The sequence below is a fragment of the Amycolatopsis eburnea genome (genome assembly GCF_003937945.1).
GTDB lineage: Bacteria > Actinomycetota > Actinomycetes > Mycobacteriales > Pseudonocardiaceae > Amycolatopsis > Amycolatopsis eburnea.
Genome location: NZ_RSEC01000059.1, coordinates 490,166 through 506,300 on the forward strand (window position 1 = coordinate 490,166; position 16,135 = coordinate 506,300).

Genomic DNA, 16,135 nt, shown 5'->3' on the forward strand with positions numbered 1-16,135 from the left:
AATGCGCCCCGCGGTCAGAGGTAGCTGACGCCGGTCAGTTCCTCGGCCGCAGCCCAGAGCCGCCTGCCGACGGCCGGGTCGGCTGCTTCCGGGTTGAGCTTGGCGTCGCCCACCCGGCCGCGCGTCTCGCCGAACCCCGCCGGTCCGAAGAACTGGCCGCCCCGCACGCCGGGCGCCGTTGCGGCGTGCAGCTGCGGTAGTGCGCCGCGTTCCACCGGCTGGGTCGCCAGCAAGCCGAGCCGGGCGATCAGCCGTCCCGCGCGGCCGCGGTGTTCCCAGGCGCGCGGCGTGAGGTTGGTGCGGGTGAGGCCCGGGTGGGCCAGCACGGCGGCGATCGGCAAGCCCGCGGAACGCAGGCGGCGGTCCAGCTCGAGACCGAAGACCGTCGTCGCGAGCTTGGACCGGCCGTAGGCGGTGGTGGCGCGGTAGCCGCGTTCGGACATCAGGTCGTCGAAGTCCAGGTGCGCGCTCTTGTGCGTTATCGAGCTGAGGTTGACCACCCGCGACCCCGCGGCCAGGTTGCCGAGCAGCAGGCCGGTCAGGGCGAAGTGGCCCAGCAGGTTGGTGGCGAACTGCAGCTCGAAGCCGTCGGCCGAGGTGCGGCGCGGGCCGAGCAGGACGACGCCCGCGTTGTTGACCAGCAGGTCGATCGCCGGGTGGTCGACGGCCAGCTTCGCGGCGAACGCGCGCACCGACGCCAGGGACGCCAGGTCCAGCTCGCGCACCTCGGTGGCGCCGTCGATCCCGCGCGCGGCCCGCTCGCCGGCGGCGGTGTCGCGGACGGCGAGGACGACGTGGGCGCCGTGGCGGGCGAGCTCGGTGGCGGTGACCCGGCCGAGGCCCGAGTTCGCGCCGGTCACGACGGCGACGCGGCCGTGCTGGTCGGGTATTTGGTCGGTCATCTGCTGCTCCTGGGGAAGTCGGTGTGCTGGCGACGTTAGGAGCGCTCCGGCCGGGGTCGGTCGGACTCGGTTCCCTGGGTTTGCCAGACCCACCTCGGGTGCCCGCGCGGGAGGCACACTGGGGGCATGAGCAGTCCCTACGCGCGCGAGCTCGGCGACTTCCTGCGCGCGCGGCGCAGCCGGTTGAGCCCGCGAGACGTCGGCCTGGAGCCGGGTGGCCGGCGCAAGGTCGCCGGGCTGCGGCGCGAGGAGATCGCGTTGCTGGCCGGGCTGAGCACCGACTACTACCAGCGGATCGAGCAGGGCCGCGAGGTCCGCCCGTCCGACGACGTCCTGGCGGCGCTCGCCGGCGCACTGGGCCTCGGTGACGAGGAACGCCGGCACCTGTTCGCGCTGGGTCACGCCGCCCGCCGGCCGGTGCCCGTCCCGGTGGACCGCGCGCCCGAGCGGGTTCCGGAAGGCACCCGCCGGCTGCTGCGGGTGACCGACACCCCGGCGGTCGTGCTCGGCAGGCACCTGGACCTGCTCGACTGGAACCCGCTGGCCGAGGCGCTGCTCGGCGACCCGGGCGCCTACCCGCCGGACCGGCTGAACATGCTCCTGCTGCTGTTCGACGACGCGCGCACCGGCCGCCGGACCTGCCAGGACTGGGAACAGCGGGCGCTGGACTACATCGGCATGATGCGCGCCGCCGTCGCCACCGACCCGACCCACCCCCGCGCCACCGCGATCGTCGGCGAGCTGAGCATCCGCAGCGCCGAGTTCCGCCGGTTGTGGGCCCGCCACGACGTCCGCGGGTCGGTGCACGGGACCAAGACGTTCCGCGTGCCCGAGGTGGGCGAGCTCCGGCTGGACTGGGACACCTATCCGCTGCCCGGCAACCCCGGACCGGTCCTGCTGGTGTTCACCGCCGAGCCGGGCAGCGCCGACGCGGACCGGTTGCGGCTCCTGGCTTCGTGGCACGCGTCCCGCGCGCCGGGCTGTTGACCGGCCGCGTCACGGACGGCGCCACACGGCTCCCCGTTGTTCGTACTCCAGCACGGATTCCACGCCGACGGCGGTTTCGGCGCCGAGTTCCCGCGTCACCAGCCAAAGCGCGAGGTCCAGGCCCGACGTGACACCGCCGGCGGTGACGAGGTCGCCGTCGTCGACGACCCGGGCGTCGATCACCCGGGCCTGCTGGGCGGCGAGGTCGGCTTTCGCGAGGTGGTGCGTGGTGCACGGACGGCCCTTGGTCAGCCCGGCGGCGGCGAGCACCAGGACGCCGGTGCACACCCCGGCGACGACGGCGTGCCGGGCGCGGCCGAGGTCGCGCAGGAAGGCGGTGTCCTTGATGAGGGCGTGGACGCCGGGGCCGTCTTTCATGGCGTAGCCGCCGCCGGGCACGATGAGGACGTCGACGGCGGCGTCCGGGCTCCAGGTCGTGGCGACGGCGAACCTGGTGCCGAAGGTGCCGGTCACCTCGCCGGGCGCGCCGCGCTTGACCAGCGTGACGTGCGCCTGGCCGTTCTGGTGCCCGGCGTGGCCGAGCACGGCGAGGGGGCCGATGACGTCCTGCTCCTCGACGCCGTCGAAGAGCAGGATCTGCACGCGGAGCCGGCCCCGCTGACCGGCCGACGCGGTCCCGGCGGTGCCGAGGGAGGCGAGGGCCGCGGTGCCCGTCGAGGCGGCGGAGAGCCGGAGGAAGTCCCTGCGTTCCATGGGGCGCCTTTCTGCCGTGGGTCTCGCCCTAGCAGTCGTGCGCGCGCCGGCCGGAGTTCCCGGCGCGGCCGGGCCCGCGTCGCCGCCAGCCCGGCCGCTCCGCTCAACCGGCGCGCACCCCGGACGCGAGCCTGCCGGTGAGCCGCTCGAGTGCCGCCGTGCCCCCGTCCTGGTCCGCCAGCAGGGTTTCGACCAGCGCCGAGCCGACGATCACCCCGTCGGCGAACCCGGCCACCTCCGCGGCCTGGTCCGCGTCCGACACCCCCATGCCGACGCACACCGGCAGGTCGGTGACCGCGCGCAGCCGTCGTGCCAACACCTCGGCGCTCGCGTCCACAGTGGACCGGGTGCCGGTGACGCCCATCAACGCGGCCGCGTAGACGAACCCGGTGCCGGCCGCGGCCGTCTCCGCCAGCTGCTCGTCCGTGCTGCTCGGGGCCACCACGAACACCGTGGCCAGCCCGTGCTCCGCCGCGTGCCGCCGCCACGGCGCCGACTCGGCCACCGGCAGGTCGGGCAGCACGCAGCCGGACCCGCCCGCGGCGGCCAGCTCGCGCGCGAACCGCTCGGCGCCGTAGCGGGACACCGGGTTCCAGTACGACATCACCAGCACCGGCTTGCCCGTCGCCGCGTGGACTTCGCGCACCGTGCGCAGGACGTCCGCGATCCGGACGCCGCCGCGCAGCGCGATGTCGTCCGCGGTCTGGATGACCGGGCCGTCCAGCACCGGATCGCTGTGGGGGAGGCCGACTTCGACGATGTCCGCGCCCGCGTCGAGGGTCGCCCGCAGCGCCGCGATCCCGGCGTCGACGGTGGGGAACCCGGCGGGCAGGTAGGCGATCAGGGCGGCCCGGCCGGCCGCCTTCGTCCGGGCGAACGTCTCGGTGAGCAGGTTCATCGCGCGGCCTCCAGTCCGAAGTGGACGGCGGCCGTGCCGAGGTCCTTGTCGCCCCGCCCGGACAGGTTCACCAGGAGGACGGCGTCCGGGCCGAGTTCGGCGCCGACCTGGAGCGCGCCCGCCAGCGCGTGGGCGCTTTCGATCGCCGGGACGATCCCCTCGGTCGAGGCGAGCAGCCGGAACGCGGCCATGGCTTCGTCGTCGGTGACCGGGCGGTACTCGGCGCGGCCGGAGTCGTGCAGGTACGCGTGTTCCGGGCCGACGCCGGGGTAGTCGAGCCCGGCCGAGATCGACCAGGCTTCGCGGATCTGGCCCTCGTCGTCCTGCAGGACGTAGGAGCGGGAACCGTGCAGGACACCGGGTTCGCCCGCCGACAGCGACGCCGCGTGCTGCCCACTGGCCACGCCGTGGCCTGCGGCCTCGCAGCCGATCAGGCGCACGCCGGGGTCGTCGAGGAAGGCGTGGAACAGCCCGATCGCGTTGGACCCGCCGCCCACGCAGGCGATCGCGGCGTCGGGCAGCCGTCCGGTGCGCTCGAGGAGCTGACGGCGGGCTTCGACGCCGATGACGCGCTGGAAGTCGCGGATCATGGCCGGGAACGGGTGCGGCCCGGCGACCGTGCCGAACAGGTAGTGCGTGTCCTCGACGTGGGCGACCCAGTCGCGGAACGTCTCGTTGATGGCGTCCTTGAGGGTGCGCGACCCCGACGTCACGGGGACCACCCGCGCGCCGAGCAGTTCCATCCGCGCCACGTTGACCGACTGGCGGCGCATGTCCGTCTCTCCCATGTAGACGGTGCAGGCGAGACCGGTCAGCGCGCACGCGGTGGCGGTCGCGACGCCGTGCGAGCCCGCGCCGGTTTCCGCGATGACGCGGGTCTTGCCCATCCGCTGGGCCAGCAACGCCTGGCCGAGCGCGTTGTTCACCTTGTGCGAGCCCGTGTGGTTGAGGTCTTCCCGCTTGAGGAAGACCCGCGCGCCCCCGGCGTGCCCGGCGAAGCGCGGCACCTCGGTCAGCGCGCTCGGGCGGCCGACGTAGTGGGCGAGCAGGTCGTCGAAGCGGGCGAGGAACGCGGGATCCGCTTTCGCCCGCTCGTATTCGGCGGCGACCTGCTCGACGGCGGCGGCCAGCGCCTGCGGGACGAACTGGCCGCCGAAGGCGCCGAAGTAACCCTTGGCGTCGGGGGAAAGTCCCGGCGCGACCGGGAAGAAGAAGGTGTGCGGCATGGCGATGTGCTCCTGACCCGGGACGTCCCGGGTGGTTCGTGGCTGGTCGGGGATCACCGGAGCGCACGAACGCGCGGGCTCACCGGGTCAGCCGGTGCTCCCTCGCGACGCGCGGTGAGCGCTGCCATCGCATCCCGTCGACCTGGCCCGCCTCGGCGCCGATCGCGTACCGCACCCGGCGTCCGCGCACGCGCCGAGCGGGCGCCTGGCAGCCACGCGGCCGGCGGCCACGGGCGAAACGGACGGTGAGGGGCACGAACGCAGCTTAGCCCGCCGGAGCGCGGTTCCGGCAAGCCGTTTCGCCGTGGGACCGGTCACGACCCGAGGATCGCCACCAGCGCCGCGGTGAAGGGAGCGGGGTCGAGGTCGCCGCGGACGGCGAGCTGCTGGGTGTAGCCGTGGCAGAGGGCCACGAACGCCTCGGCGATCCGCGCCGCGTCGGCCCGCTTGCGGCCGGGCAGGAGCGCGGCGACCGCGGTGCGCAGGTCGGCGAGCTGCCGGTCGACGAGCGCCGCGAGAGGAGGGGAGACGGCGGCTTCGGCGTAGATCTGCGCGACCAGCCGGGCGTGGTCCTCTTCGCGGGCCATGGCGCGGATGTGCTCGAGGAACTCGCGCGCCGTCCGGGCCGTCAGCTCGGCGGGCAGCGCCTGGCTCGCCTCCTCGCAGATGGCGGTGACGATCTCGTCCTTGCCCTTGAAGTACCGGTAGATCGCCCCGACCGACAGGCCGGACGCTTCGACGAGGTCGGTCATGGACGTCCGGGCGAAGCCGTGCGTGGCGAAGCGGGCGCGGGCCGCGTCGAGGATCTGCCGGCGGCGGGCGTCGAGGTGGGCTTGCGTGACTCTCGGCATAAAAGAACGACCATTCGTTTTTTGTGGTAGCGTCCCGACCATACCCCACCGCTCGTCCCCTCAGGAGACTTCCGTGCGTTACCAGGCTTTCGGACGAAACAGCGGGCTGCGGATCTCGGAGTACGTGCTGGGCACGGCCAACTTCGGCTCGGCACCCACCGCCGCGGGCGTCGCGGGCGCGAAGGCGATCTTCGAGGACTTCGTCGCGGCCGGCGGCACCACGTTCGACGTCTCGAACATCTACCAGGACGGTGAGGCCGAGACCGTCCTCGGCGACCTCGTCGGCCGCGAGCGCGACGACTTCGTGCTGATCACCAAGTACAGCGGCAGCCGGCAGGCGGCGGTCCGGCCGGGCACCACCGGCAACAGCCGCAAGACGATGATCCGCTCCCTGGAGGAAAGCCTGCGGCGCCTGAAGACCGGCTACGTCGACGTCTTCATGCCGCACTTCCCCGACGGCGTGACGCCGACGGAGGAGATCCTCGCCGGCTTCGAGGACCTGATCCGCGCGGGCAAGATCCGCTACGGCGGGCTGTCGAACTTCCCGGCCTGGCGGGTCGCCGGCGCCGCGGTCCGGGCGGAGCTGGGCGGCCACCCCGCGCTGCCCGGCATCCAGACCGAGTACAGCCTGGCCGAGCGGTCCGCGGAACGGGAGCTGCTCCCGATGGCCGAGGCCCACGGGCTCGGCGTCGTCCTGTACTCGCCGCTGGCGGGCGGGCTGCTGACCGGGAAGTACCGGCGCGGCGAGCCGGGCAGGCTCAGCGCCCGGCCCGCCGACGCCGGGAAGGCGGCCGTGGCGGACGCCGTCCTCGACGTCGCCGAGCGCACCGGGATCGGGCCGGTCCAGGTCGCCTTGGCGTGGCTGCGCCGTCGCGCCGCCGAGGCCCGGACCTCGCTGGTCCCCATCGTGGGCCCGCGCACCCCGGCCCACCTGCGGGGCTACCTCGACGCGCTGGACGTCGAACTCGCCGACGAGCACGACCGGCGGCTGACGGCGGCGGGTGCCCTCCGGCTGGGTGCGCCCCACGAGGACGTGGCGGCCGCGCTCGCCCACGGCGTCGACGGGGACCGGAGCCTCCTCGACGCCCCGCCCGTTCCCGTGCGGTGAAGCCGCCTGTCCGAAGCGCGTTACGCCGGGTCGGCAGGGCACACGGAGTGCACGGCGGTGCCGAGCGCCTGGCGGTGCAGCTCGTCCAGCCGATCCAGGACCACCGCCGAGCCGGCGGCCAGCGCCAGCTGGGCGGTGCACGGGATCCGCCGGGCGCGAACGTCCACAGTGGCCTTCAGCTGCGCGAGCAGCTCCGTGGTCAGCCGGTCGAGCCGCGCGCGGATCTGGCCGAGGTCCGGACGGGTGACCGGCGCTTCGTCGGGGTGCGCGGTCCAGCGGGCGAACAGCCCCCGCTGCACCACCTTGCTCGCGCTGATCTGGTCGCGGAAGAACACCGCCGCCGCGTCCGGGTCCAGTCCGAGGGCGCCGGCCTGCGTGCGCACCTGGGCCAGCACCTGCTCCTCGCGCGCGGGGTCGTCGATCGGGGAGTCGGTGCCGAACTTGGCCGCCGCCACGTCGTCGCCCACGCGCAGGCGGTCGACGACCAGGTCGGTCAGGGCGCCGAGCCTGCCGAGCGAGCCGCTCGGCGCGGAACCGGCGGCGGATGCGGGAACGGTCAGCGTCATCGTGCCGGCCACCGTCAGTGCGATGGCGGCGATGCCGCGGGCCACGGTGCTCGTCCTCACCTGCTTGCTCGCTTTCCTCGGTACGCGCCCGGCGGGGGCCGGCCGCCGGTCCATCATGGCGTACCGCGCAAGACTGACCGTTCTCTCCGCTAAACTCGGCCGGATGGTGCGCACTGCTCGAGGTCAGGTCTCCGAAGCGCGGTCGCGGCTGCTCGCGACGGCCACGCGGATCTTCTACGCCGAGGGTCTGCACTCCGTGGGGATCGACCGCGTCGTCGCGGAGGCGAAGGTCACCCGCGCCACGCTGTACCGGCACTTCCCGAGCAAGGACGACCTCGTCGTCGCGTACCTGCAGGGTGTCCACGAGATGGAGCGCGACGGGATCGACAAGGCCGTCGCCGGTGGTCTGCCGGCGGCCGACGGCCTGCGGGCGATCGCCAAGACGATCGCCGACGGCATCGGGTCGCCGCACTTCCGGGGCTGCGCGTTCCTCAACGCGGTGGCGGAGTACCCGGACCCCGCGCACCCCGTGCACCAGGCCGTCCTCGCGCATCGCGAGTGGTTCCTCCGCACGGTCACGGACCTGCTCGCGCAGGTGGGCGAGACCCCGCCGGAGCCCGCGGGACGGCACTTCGTGATGCTGCGCGACGGCGCGATGACGGCCGGCTGCCTCTCGGATCCCGCTGAGGTCTGCGAAACGTTCCTCCAGGGCGTCGACGGGATCCTGGAGCACCGGCTCGCCGCGGGGAACTGACCGCCGCGCGCGTAAGAAAATAGATAGAACGATCTGTCTTGACATGACCTCGCCGGACCGACACCCTGAGATGAGATAGAACGTTCGGTCTTGTGAAAGGGATCATGGTGACTACTGTCGACACGCCCGTTGCTGGTGGGTTCGCCCCGGCGCTGCGCCGGTTGTACTTCGTGCGGTTCGCGTTCGCCATCGTGTGGGCGGCCCTGGTGTTCCTGACGACCAAGTCGGGGCTGGGGGCGGTCGGCGTCGCGCTGGTCGTCGTGTACCCGCTGTTCGACGTCGGTGCGGCCGTTGTGGACGCTCGATCGGCGAAGGGGACCGGCTCGGTCACCGGGCTCTACGTGAACATGGCGATCAGCCTGCTCGCCACCGTCGGCATCGGGATCGCTGCCGCGTCGGGCATCCCGGCGGTGCTGCGGGTGTGGGGTGCCTGGGCGATCGTGGCCGGTCTGGTCCAGCTGGCCGTCGGCGTCTCCCGGCGCAAGATGGGCGGCCAGTGGCCGATGATCCTCAGCGGCGGCATCTCCGTGCTGGCCGGGGCCAACTTCGTCATCAGCGCCGCCGCGGCCAGCCCCGCACTGTCCAGTGTGGCCGGTTACGCCGTCCTCGGCGGCATCTTCTTCCTCGTCTCGGCGCTCCGCCTCGGCCGCGCCGCCAAGGGGAACTGACCCCGCCCGTCAGCGAGGGGTGGCCTCGGCGGTGAGCGCCGACCGGATGGCACGCTCGACGATGTCTTCGAGCGCCGCCGGGATCGGCCGGTCCGCGCCGAGGTAGCGGCGTACCGCGGCGTAGGGCAGGTCGACGACGATGAGCAGGATCTCCGCCGTGCCGCGCCCGGTCGCCGCCTTCAGGTCGGTCACCAGGCGGCGGATGTGCCGGTCCCACTCGGCCTGGTCGGTCTCCCGGGCCTGCCTGCTTTCCGCGGGCCAGGCGGCGGGTTCGAAGGAGCCGAGGCCGGTAAGCAGCACTCGGGCGTCGGCCGGGTTGGCGCGGCACCAGGACACCGTCCGGCGCCCGAGCGCGACCGCCGCGGCCACCGGCTCGTCGTCGAAGAGCGGGCGCAGCTCGGCGTGGAAGCTCCGCGCCGCCCGGTTCCAGACGGCGGCGAGCAGGGCCGCGCGGTTGGGGAACCGGTGGTAGACGGACCCGCTGGACACCGCGGCTTCCCGGATCACGCCGGCGATGGTGATCGCGTCGGCGCTGCCCGCAGCGAGCAGCCGGGTGGCCGCGTCGAGGATCGTCGACGTGTCGTGCACGAGGCGGGCCATGGGTTGACGATACCGAACGCTCCTTCTAGAGTCTGCTCTCTAGAGAGCAACGTCTAAGGAGTGCCGTGCAGAGCCTCGTCGTCACCGGTCCGCGCGCCCTGGAATGGCAGGACCGGCCGGCGCCGCGCCTGTCCGCACCCGGGGACGCGCTGGTGCGGCCGATCGCCTCGTCCGCCTGCGACCTCGACCGCAGGCTCGTGGTGTCGCCCGCGCCGTTCGAAACCCCGTTCGCGCTCGGCCACGAAGCGGTCGGCGAGATCGTCGACCTCGACGACGGCGATTCGCCGTTGCGCGTCGGCCAGCGGGTGGTGATCCCGTGGCACATCAGCTGCGGCACCTGCGAGAACTGCCGTCGGGACCTGCCGGGCGCCTGCGCTTCGGTGCCGCGCCTGGCGTCCTTCGGCACGAGCGCCGGCGGGCTTTGGGGCGGGTTGTTCGACGAGCTGGTCCGGGTTCCGTGGGCTCGCCACACCCTCACGCCGCTGCCCGCGGCCGTCGACCCGTTCCTGGCCGCCTCGGCCGCCGACAACCTCACCGACGCGTTCCAGGCCGTCCGCCCGACCCTCGACGCCCAGCCCGGCGCGGAAGTGCTCGTCGTCGGCGGGACGGCGAGCCTGGGGCTGCTGACCGTCCTGAGCGCCGTCGCGCTGGGCGCGGGGAAGGTCACGTACCTCGACGTCGACGCGGGACGCTGCGCCAAGGCCGCCGCCGCGGGTGCGACGGTCGTCGCGGCCGATGCGTACCCCGAGCGGCTCGAGGGGACCTTCGACCTCGTCGTGGACGCGTCGGCGGCGAGCGCGGGGTTCCGGTGTGCGTTGCTGTCGACCCGCCCGGGTGGGACGTGCGTGATCCGGTCCGTCTACTTCGGAGAGCCGCGGCTGCCGTACTTCTCCTTGTACGGCACGGGAATCACCCTCGTGGTGGGGCCGCCGCACGCGAGCCCGCACGTTCCCGGGGTGCTGAAGCTGGTCGGTGACGGGACTTTGGACCCGTCGCCGATGCTGGCCGGTCCGTTCGGTTACGACGACGCCGTCGGGGTGCTGCTGGATCCGCCGCCCGGGAAGCCGGTCTTCGTCCGCCCTTGAGCGGCAGCGCACCCTTTCCTCTCGTCCGGCGAGGTGAAAGACTCGTTCGAAGTGAGGCTCAGCGAACCGCGGATCCGAGGGAGCTACCGACTTGGCCGAGACGCACGACATCGTTCGCCCGCCCGCCGAGCTCAGTGCGGCCCTCGCCGCCATCGGCAGCGCGACGGCCAGCGGCGAACTCAGCCGCATGGGGATTCGCAGCGCTTTCATCCGTGGCCCGGTCTCCGTCACGCCCGGAGTGCGCGTGGCCGGTCCGGCGCTGACGCTGCAATTCCTGCCGAAGCGCGAAGACCGCTACCCGGTCGACGAGTACGAAGAACCGGAAAAGCAGTTGCACCGCCACGTCATGTACCACGCCCAGCCCGGCGACATGATCGTCGTCGACGCGCGCGGGGACATGGAAAGCGGCGTGTTCGGCGAAATGATGCTGACCTACTTCAAGGGCCGCGGCGGCGTCGGCGTGGTCGTCGACGGGTGCCTGCGCGACACCGGTGAGGCCAAGCAACTCGGTCTCGGGCTGTGGATCCGGGGCGCCACCCCGAACTTCCACGCCCAGACCGGCATCGTCCCGGCCGCGGTCAACGTGCCGGTGGCCTGCGGGGGCACGCTCGTCGAGCCCGGCGACATCGTCGTCGCCGATGACGACGGGGCGGTCGTCGTGCCGGTCGAGCTCGCGCCCGCGCTGGTGGCTCATGCGCAGGAACACGCGGAATGGGAGGAGTTCTCGCGGATCCGGCTGGCCGAAGGCGGTGACCTGCGGCGGTACTACCCGCTCTCGGACGAGGCCCGGCCCGAGTACGAGCGGTGGCGTGCCGAACAGGACCGCGCCTAGGGCCTGTATCGAAATCGTTCAGAGCCGTTCGGCGACCGTGGCCCCGCCTCCTGGCCGCGGCAAAGTCCTGGCCGCGTGGTCTGCCCGGCGTCGCGGGGATGTCATGAAAGGGTCGTTCATGTCGTCCGGCGAGATGAACGACCCTTTCATGACATCGCGGATGGTCGGCGGACCACCCGCCGGCTGTCCGCACCGACACCGACACCGACGCCGATTTCGGTACAGGCCCTAGCTCCACAGGCGGTCGTGGCTGGATTCGGCGTCCCAGTGCGTCGTTTCGGCGAAGAACACCGGATCGCGCGGGTCGAGGTGGCGGCGCAGCAGGTCCTCGTTGAGGTCGCCGAAGCCCAGGCCCGGCGTGTCCGGCACCGCGATGTGGCCGTCCCGGATCAGCGGGCCGGTGACGAGGTCGCTCCAGAACTCGACGTCGGCCGCGTGGTGTTCGAGGGCCAGGAAGTTCTCCGTGGCGGCGGCCAGGTGCACGCACGCCATCGTCGCGATCGGGGACGCCGCCAGGTGCAGCGCCATCGCGATCCCGCGCTCCTGCGCGTAGTCGCCGAGCCGCTTGGTCTCCGCGAGCCCGCCCGATGTCGCTGGGTCGGGGTGCACGACGCGGATGGCGCCGGCGTCCAGCAGCGGCCGGAAGCCGTCCAGCAGGTAGATGTCCTCCCCGGTGCACGTCGGCACCGCGACCGACGCCGTGAGCTGGCGCCACTGGTCGGTCAGCTGCCAGGGGAGCAGGTCTTCGATCCACGCCAGGGTGAACGGTTCCAGCGCGCGGCCGATCCGGATGCACGAGTCCAGGGCGATGTGACCGAAGTGGTCGGCGGCGAGCGCGACGTCGTAGCCGACGACCGACCGCACGATGTCCACATAGGACACGAGGTGCTCGACGCCGCGCGCGGTGACCTGGATGCCGGTGAACGGGTGCATCGTCGTGTCGTCCGCGCGGGCACCCGGGGGCGCGATCAGCGCGCCCGGCACGTCCCACAGCAGGTCGACGCCCACGTCCATCTTCAGCATCGTGAACCCGCGCCGCTTGCGCTCCAGCAGCCGGGCGCCCATCTCGTGCGGGTCCGGCAGCGACGGTGTGTCCGCGTAGCACCGGATCTCGTCCCGGAACCGGCCGCCGATCAGCGCGTACGCGGGCACGCCGTACGCCTTGCCCGCCAGGTCCATCAGCGCCATCTCGACGCCGGAGACCCCGCCGCCCTGGCGGCCGTGGTGCCCGAACTGCTTGATCTTGCGGAAGATCTTGTCGACGTTGCACGGGTTTTCCCCGACGAGCCTGCTCTTGAGCACGAGCGCGTAGGTGGCGCTGGCCTGGTCGCGCACCTCGCCGTAGCCGGACAGCCCCTGGTTGGTGTCGATCCGGATGACCGACGAGCGGAACGGCACGCCGGTCAGGTTCGCGATCCGCAGGTCGGTGATGCGCAGGTCGCTCGGCCGGGACGCGGTCGCGACGTGCTCCTCGGTGATCACCCCTTCACCGCGCCCGCGGTCAGGCCCTCGGTCAGGAACCGCTGCCCGAACCCGTACATCAGCACCACCGGGACGCTGATCAGCAGCGAGGCCGCGGCCAGCTGCCCCTGCGGCACGACGTCGCCGAAGATCATCGACTGCATGCCGACCGGCAGCGTCTTGTAGTCGTCCTTGGTGATGAACACGAAGGCGAACAGGAACTCGTTCCACGCGTTGGTGAGCGTGAAGAGCGCGACCGCGAGCAGGCCCGGCTTGGCCAGCGGCAGCACGATCCGCCGGAACGCCCCGAACCGCGTGCAGCCGTCGACCAGCGCGGCCTCCTCGAGGTCGGCCGGGATCGACTTGAAGTAGCCGACGAGCAGCCACGTCGCGAACGGCAGGGTGAACGTCGGGTAGGCGAGCACGAGCGACCACAGCGAGTCGTTGAGCCCGATCCCGCTCATCAGCTGGTACAGCGGGATGAACAGCAGCGCGCCCGGCATGACGTAGGTGAGCAGGATCGTCACCGTGAAGCTCTCCGAACCCCGGAACTTCAGCCGCGCCAGCGCGTAGCCGGCCAGCGCCGCGCAGACCAGGGCGATCACCGTGGACGCCACCGACACCAGGATCGTGTTGACGTACCAGGTCCCGAACGCCCGGCCGGTGAACAGGTTGGTGAACTGCTCGGTGGTCCACGGCGTCGGCCAGAGGTCGTCGGTGCGCGCCACGATCTGGTCGTCGGACTTGAAGGCTGTCACCGTCACCCAGTAGAGCGGGGCGAGCACGAAGCCCAGCAGACCCACCAGCGCGATCCCACCGCCGGCGCCGGTGACCAGGCGTGCCGCGACCCGGTTGCCCCGCGCGGCGAACGTGGAGACCACCCTTCCGACGGCGGCCGCGAGCACCACGAACACGCCCAGCACGACCGCGGCCTTCCAGGCGATGTGCGGCGACGCCCAGGCCAGCACGAGCACCGCGACCGCGACGATCACCCACGGCAGCGCCCGGCGCTGAGCGGGCGTCAGCCGTCGGCGCCCGAGGTCGGCCGCGCCCGGCTGGTCGCTGCGGCGCATCAGCCGCACGAGGATCACCACGAGGATCGCGATGACCGGCAGCATCACCAGCGTGACCGCGGCGCCCGCGCCCAGCTGCAGCTGCTGGATGGCCTTCGAGTAGGCGACCATCACGTACGGGGCGGTGGCGTCGCCCGGTCCACCTTGGGTCAGCAGCCAGATCAGGTCGAAGTTGTTGAACGTCCAGATCGACGACAGCAGCACCGTCACGATCATGACGGGACGCAGCCCCGGCAGCGTGATGTGCACGAAGCGCTGCCACGGCGAGGCGCCGTCCACCATCGCCGCCTCGTGGAGATTGCTGTCGATGGCCTTGAGCCCGGCGAGGAACGTCACCGTGAAGAACGGGATGCCCTTCCAGACGTTGACCAGGATGACCGCCGGCATCGCGAGCGCGGGATCGGACAGCCATTCCGCGGGCCACTTGTCGACCAGCCCGATCGCGGCGAGGCCGGGCCCGATCCCGGTGTCGGTGAGCAGGACGTTGACGCTGCCGAAGATCGGGTCGAGCAGCGACCGCCAGGTGAAGCCCGTGACGACCGTCGGGACCACCCACGGCAGCAGGATCACCCCGGCGAAGAGCGCGCGGCCGCGGCGCATGTGGTGCAGGATCAACGCCGCGATGAGCCCGAACGTCACCTTGAAGATCTCGGCGTACGCGGTGAAGACGAACGAGTTGAGCACGCCCTTGTGGAACAGGCCGTCCCCGATGAGCGCGGTGTAGTTGTCCAGCCCGACGAAGACCGTCTCCGCGCCGTGCCGTTCCGTGGCGCTGGTGTAGATCGAGCCGATGATCGGGACCAGGATCAGGCCTGCGACCAGCAGCAGCGTCGGCCCGATGAACACCGCCGCGAGGCGCCAGTCGCGCCCGAGCCTCCGCTGTGCCGGGGTGAGCGAGGACGACCCGGTCGGCGCCGGACGGGCCGGCGCCGGACGCGGCCGCAGGACCGTCACTGCTTGTAGCCCTGCTGCTCGAAGATCTGGACGATCCGGCCGTGCGTCGCGGCGACGGCGTCGGCCGGCCGGGTGCCCTGGATGACCGACTGCATCATGTCGGTCAGCAGGTAGGCGGCGAGGGCGGCCTGCTCGCCCGGGCTCGGCGCTTGGGGGAACGCGTAGCCGGTCTTGGTCGTCATCGGGAGTGGCGCGCGGGTCTGCTCCCGCAGCGCGGGGAAAGCCGGGTCACCGCCGGTGTAGTACGGGTCGGAGTCCCACACCTTGTCCCACGACGGGTTGACCAGGCACGGCGCTTCCTTCGCGACGCCGAGCAGCGCGCTCCCGCCGACCATGAACTTCGCCACCAGCTTGGCGAGCTCGGGGTTCTTCGCCCCCTTGAACACGACGAACGAGTTGGACTCGCCGTACGCGAGCGGCCGGTCGAGCGCCGGGCCGGTGGCGCCGTTGAACGGGTGCGTGTTGCCGTAGACCGGGTTCTTCTTGGTCTTCGAGTCGGCGTAGACGCTGAACTGGTTGAGCGTGAGCCCCAGGATCCCGGCCAGCCAGTTTTCGTTGTTGCTCGAGTCGGTCCAGCTGCCGATCCCGGGCGGGAGCATCGGCCGGTACTTCGGGTTCGTGTAGATGTCGCCGATGAACGTGACGGCTTCGACGGTTTCCGGCGAGTTGAACACGACCTTCGTGCCGGTGTTGTCCGCGATCGCCCCGCCGTAGGTGTTGATGACGTTCTGGATGAAACCGTTGGCGTCGCCGGAGCGGTTCACCGTGAGACCCCAGCCGAAGCGCCGCTTCCCCGGGTCGGAGACCGCCAAGGCGTTGTCGCGCAGCTCTTCCCACGTGTAGTACGGCTTGAGCGGAAGCCCCTTCTCCTGGTACCAGTCCTTGCGCAGGTACATCCCGGACGCGATGAAGTGGTAGGGGATCGCGAACCAGCGCCCGTCGAACACGCAGAACTTGGTCGACGCCGTCGCGGGCTCCCCGTAAAGCGCTTTCATCTCGTTGACCACGTCGGTGACGTCGGTGAGGGCACCGAGGTTGTGGAGCTGGCCGACGAACCGGCGGTCGCTCATGAAGGCCAGGTCGCGGTTGGTGCCCGCCTTCACCTCGGCGTTCATCTTCGCGACCATGTCACCGGCGTCGCCGGAGACGAGGTCGTTGTGGACGGTGGTGCCGGTCGCCTGCGCGAAGACCTGCAGCGACTTGTCCAGCGCCTTGTTCGCGGCTTCCGAGTACAGCTTCTGCGAGAGCATCCCCACCGACCCGCCGCGGAGCGGGGCCGCCTGGTCGAGCAGCGCCTTGGGCACCTGGACGTCGACCTGCGGGGCGGGGGCCGAGCCGCTCCCGCACCCGGCGAGCCCGAGCGCACCCAGCGCGCTCGCCCCCAGGAAGGTGCGTCGCGACCACTCCGTTTTCTCTGCCATGACCACTCCTTTCGCGTCCGGCCGGCGGACGCGTG

17 protein-coding genes are annotated in these 16,135 nt (G+C 72.2%); 6 read left to right on the forward strand and 11 right to left on the reverse strand.

Translation table 11 applies throughout. The annotated features are described in order from the left end of the window. Window positions 1-14: 14 nt before the first annotated feature. Entirely contained in the window at window positions 15-902 is an 888-nt protein-coding gene (locus EIY87_RS34415; protein WP_125314069.1) for an oxidoreductase, read from the reverse strand. Between the two features lie 126 nt (window positions 903-1,028). Between EIY87_RS34415 and EIY87_RS34420 the strand changes: the two genes are divergently transcribed. Further along, window positions 1,029-1,889 carry a helix-turn-helix transcriptional regulator gene (locus tag EIY87_RS34420; RefSeq protein WP_125314070.1) on the forward strand — a complete coding sequence of 287 codons (861 nt, stop codon included), beginning with the start codon at window positions 1,029-1,031 and terminating at the stop codon, window positions 1,887-1,889. 9 nt (window positions 1,890-1,898) lie between these two features. Here EIY87_RS34420 and EIY87_RS34425 read toward each other — a convergent pair whose 3' ends face one another. The 5 genes from EIY87_RS34425 to EIY87_RS34440 all read right to left on the reverse strand — a co-directional run bounded on the left by EIY87_RS34425 (window position 1,899) and on the right by EIY87_RS34440 (window position 5,578). Next, window positions 1,899-2,603, reverse strand: coding sequence for a DJ-1/PfpI family protein (locus tag EIY87_RS34425; protein WP_125314071.1), 705 nt, complete (start codon window positions 2,601-2,603; stop codon window positions 1,899-1,901). Between the two features lie 103 nt (window positions 2,604-2,706). Continuing rightward, on the reverse strand, window positions 2,707-3,501 hold the full coding sequence (trpA, locus tag EIY87_RS34430; protein ID WP_125314072.1) for a tryptophan synthase subunit alpha: 795 nt from the start codon (window positions 3,499-3,501) through the stop codon (window positions 2,707-2,709). Further along, complete coding sequence (gene trpB / locus EIY87_RS34435; protein WP_125314073.1) at window positions 3,498-4,727, reverse strand: tryptophan synthase subunit beta; 1,230 nt, start codon at window positions 4,725-4,727, stop codon at window positions 3,498-3,500. The genes trpA and trpB overlap by 4 nt, the downstream gene beginning before the upstream one ends. Before the next feature lie 79 nt (window positions 4,728-4,806). Further along, on the reverse strand, window positions 4,807-4,983 hold the full coding sequence (gene trpM / locus EIY87_RS48150) for a tryptophan biosynthesis modulator TrpM (protein WP_191984375.1): 177 nt from the start codon (window positions 4,981-4,983) through the stop codon (window positions 4,807-4,809). 58 nt (window positions 4,984-5,041) lie between these two features. Next, the gene (locus EIY87_RS34440) at window positions 5,042-5,578 is read right to left on the reverse strand and encodes a TetR/AcrR family transcriptional regulator (RefSeq protein ID WP_125314074.1); all 537 of its coding nucleotides are present in this window, start codon (window positions 5,576-5,578) and stop codon (window positions 5,042-5,044) included. Window positions 5,579-5,651: 73 nt separating this feature from the next. Here EIY87_RS34440 and EIY87_RS34445 point away from each other — a divergent pair, with 73 nt between their 5' ends. Then, window positions 5,652-6,686, forward strand: a complete 1,035-nt coding sequence (locus EIY87_RS34445) for an aldo/keto reductase (protein WP_125314075.1) — start codon at window positions 5,652-5,654, stop codon at window positions 6,684-6,686. 20 nt (window positions 6,687-6,706) lie between these two features. On the opposite strand, the gene EIY87_RS34450 is transcribed toward EIY87_RS34445, so the two are convergent. Next, on the reverse strand, window positions 6,707-7,312 hold the full coding sequence (locus EIY87_RS34450) for a chorismate mutase (RefSeq protein ID WP_225440214.1): 606 nt from the start codon (window positions 7,310-7,312) through the stop codon (window positions 6,707-6,709). 103 nt (window positions 7,313-7,415) lie between these two features. Here EIY87_RS34450 and EIY87_RS34455 point away from each other — a divergent pair, with 103 nt between their 5' ends. Next, on the forward strand, window positions 7,416-8,006 hold the full coding sequence (locus tag EIY87_RS34455) for a TetR/AcrR family transcriptional regulator (RefSeq protein WP_125314077.1): 591 nt from the start codon (window positions 7,416-7,418) through the stop codon (window positions 8,004-8,006). Between the two features lie 104 nt (window positions 8,007-8,110). Then, window positions 8,111-8,674 carry a hypothetical protein gene (locus tag EIY87_RS34460; protein WP_125314078.1) on the forward strand — a complete coding sequence of 188 codons (564 nt, stop codon included), beginning with the start codon at window positions 8,111-8,113 and terminating at the stop codon, window positions 8,672-8,674. A 9-nt stretch (window positions 8,675-8,683) separates the two neighbouring features. Here EIY87_RS34460 and EIY87_RS49345 read toward each other — a convergent pair whose 3' ends face one another. Beyond that, entirely contained in the window at window positions 8,684-9,274 is a 591-nt protein-coding gene (locus EIY87_RS49345) for a TetR/AcrR family transcriptional regulator (RefSeq protein WP_125314079.1), read from the reverse strand. Window positions 9,275-9,339: 65 nt separating this feature from the next. Between EIY87_RS49345 and EIY87_RS34470 the strand changes: the two genes are divergently transcribed. Further along, window positions 9,340-10,359, forward strand: a complete 1,020-nt coding sequence (locus EIY87_RS34470; protein ID WP_125314080.1) for a zinc-dependent alcohol dehydrogenase — start codon at window positions 9,340-9,342, stop codon at window positions 10,357-10,359. A 91-nt stretch (window positions 10,360-10,450) separates the two neighbouring features. Further along, the gene (locus tag EIY87_RS34475; RefSeq protein ID WP_125314081.1) at window positions 10,451-11,191 is read left to right on the forward strand and encodes a ribonuclease activity regulator RraA; all 741 of its coding nucleotides are present in this window, start codon (window positions 10,451-10,453) and stop codon (window positions 11,189-11,191) included. A gap of 228 nt (window positions 11,192-11,419) precedes the next feature. Here the strand turns inward: EIY87_RS34475 and EIY87_RS34480 are convergent, their stop codons facing one another. From EIY87_RS34480 to EIY87_RS34490, 3 genes are read right to left on the reverse strand one after another with little or no spacing between them, the layout of a single operon-like run. Continuing rightward, window positions 11,420-12,673 (reverse strand): mandelate racemase/muconate lactonizing enzyme family protein, encoded by a 1,254-nt coding sequence (locus EIY87_RS34480; protein WP_125314082.1) that lies wholly within the window; start codon window positions 12,671-12,673, stop codon window positions 11,420-11,422. Next, complete coding sequence (locus EIY87_RS34485) at window positions 12,670-14,679, reverse strand: ABC transporter permease (protein WP_125314083.1); 2,010 nt, start codon at window positions 14,677-14,679, stop codon at window positions 12,670-12,672. The genes EIY87_RS34480 and EIY87_RS34485 overlap by 4 nt, the downstream gene beginning before the upstream one ends. Further along, the gene (locus EIY87_RS34490) at window positions 14,676-16,100 is read right to left on the reverse strand and encodes an ABC transporter substrate-binding protein (protein WP_125314084.1); all 1,425 of its coding nucleotides are present in this window, start codon (window positions 16,098-16,100) and stop codon (window positions 14,676-14,678) included. Before EIY87_RS34490 ends, EIY87_RS34485 begins: the two co-directional genes overlap by 4 nt. Between the last annotated feature and the right edge of the window lie 35 nt (window positions 16,101-16,135).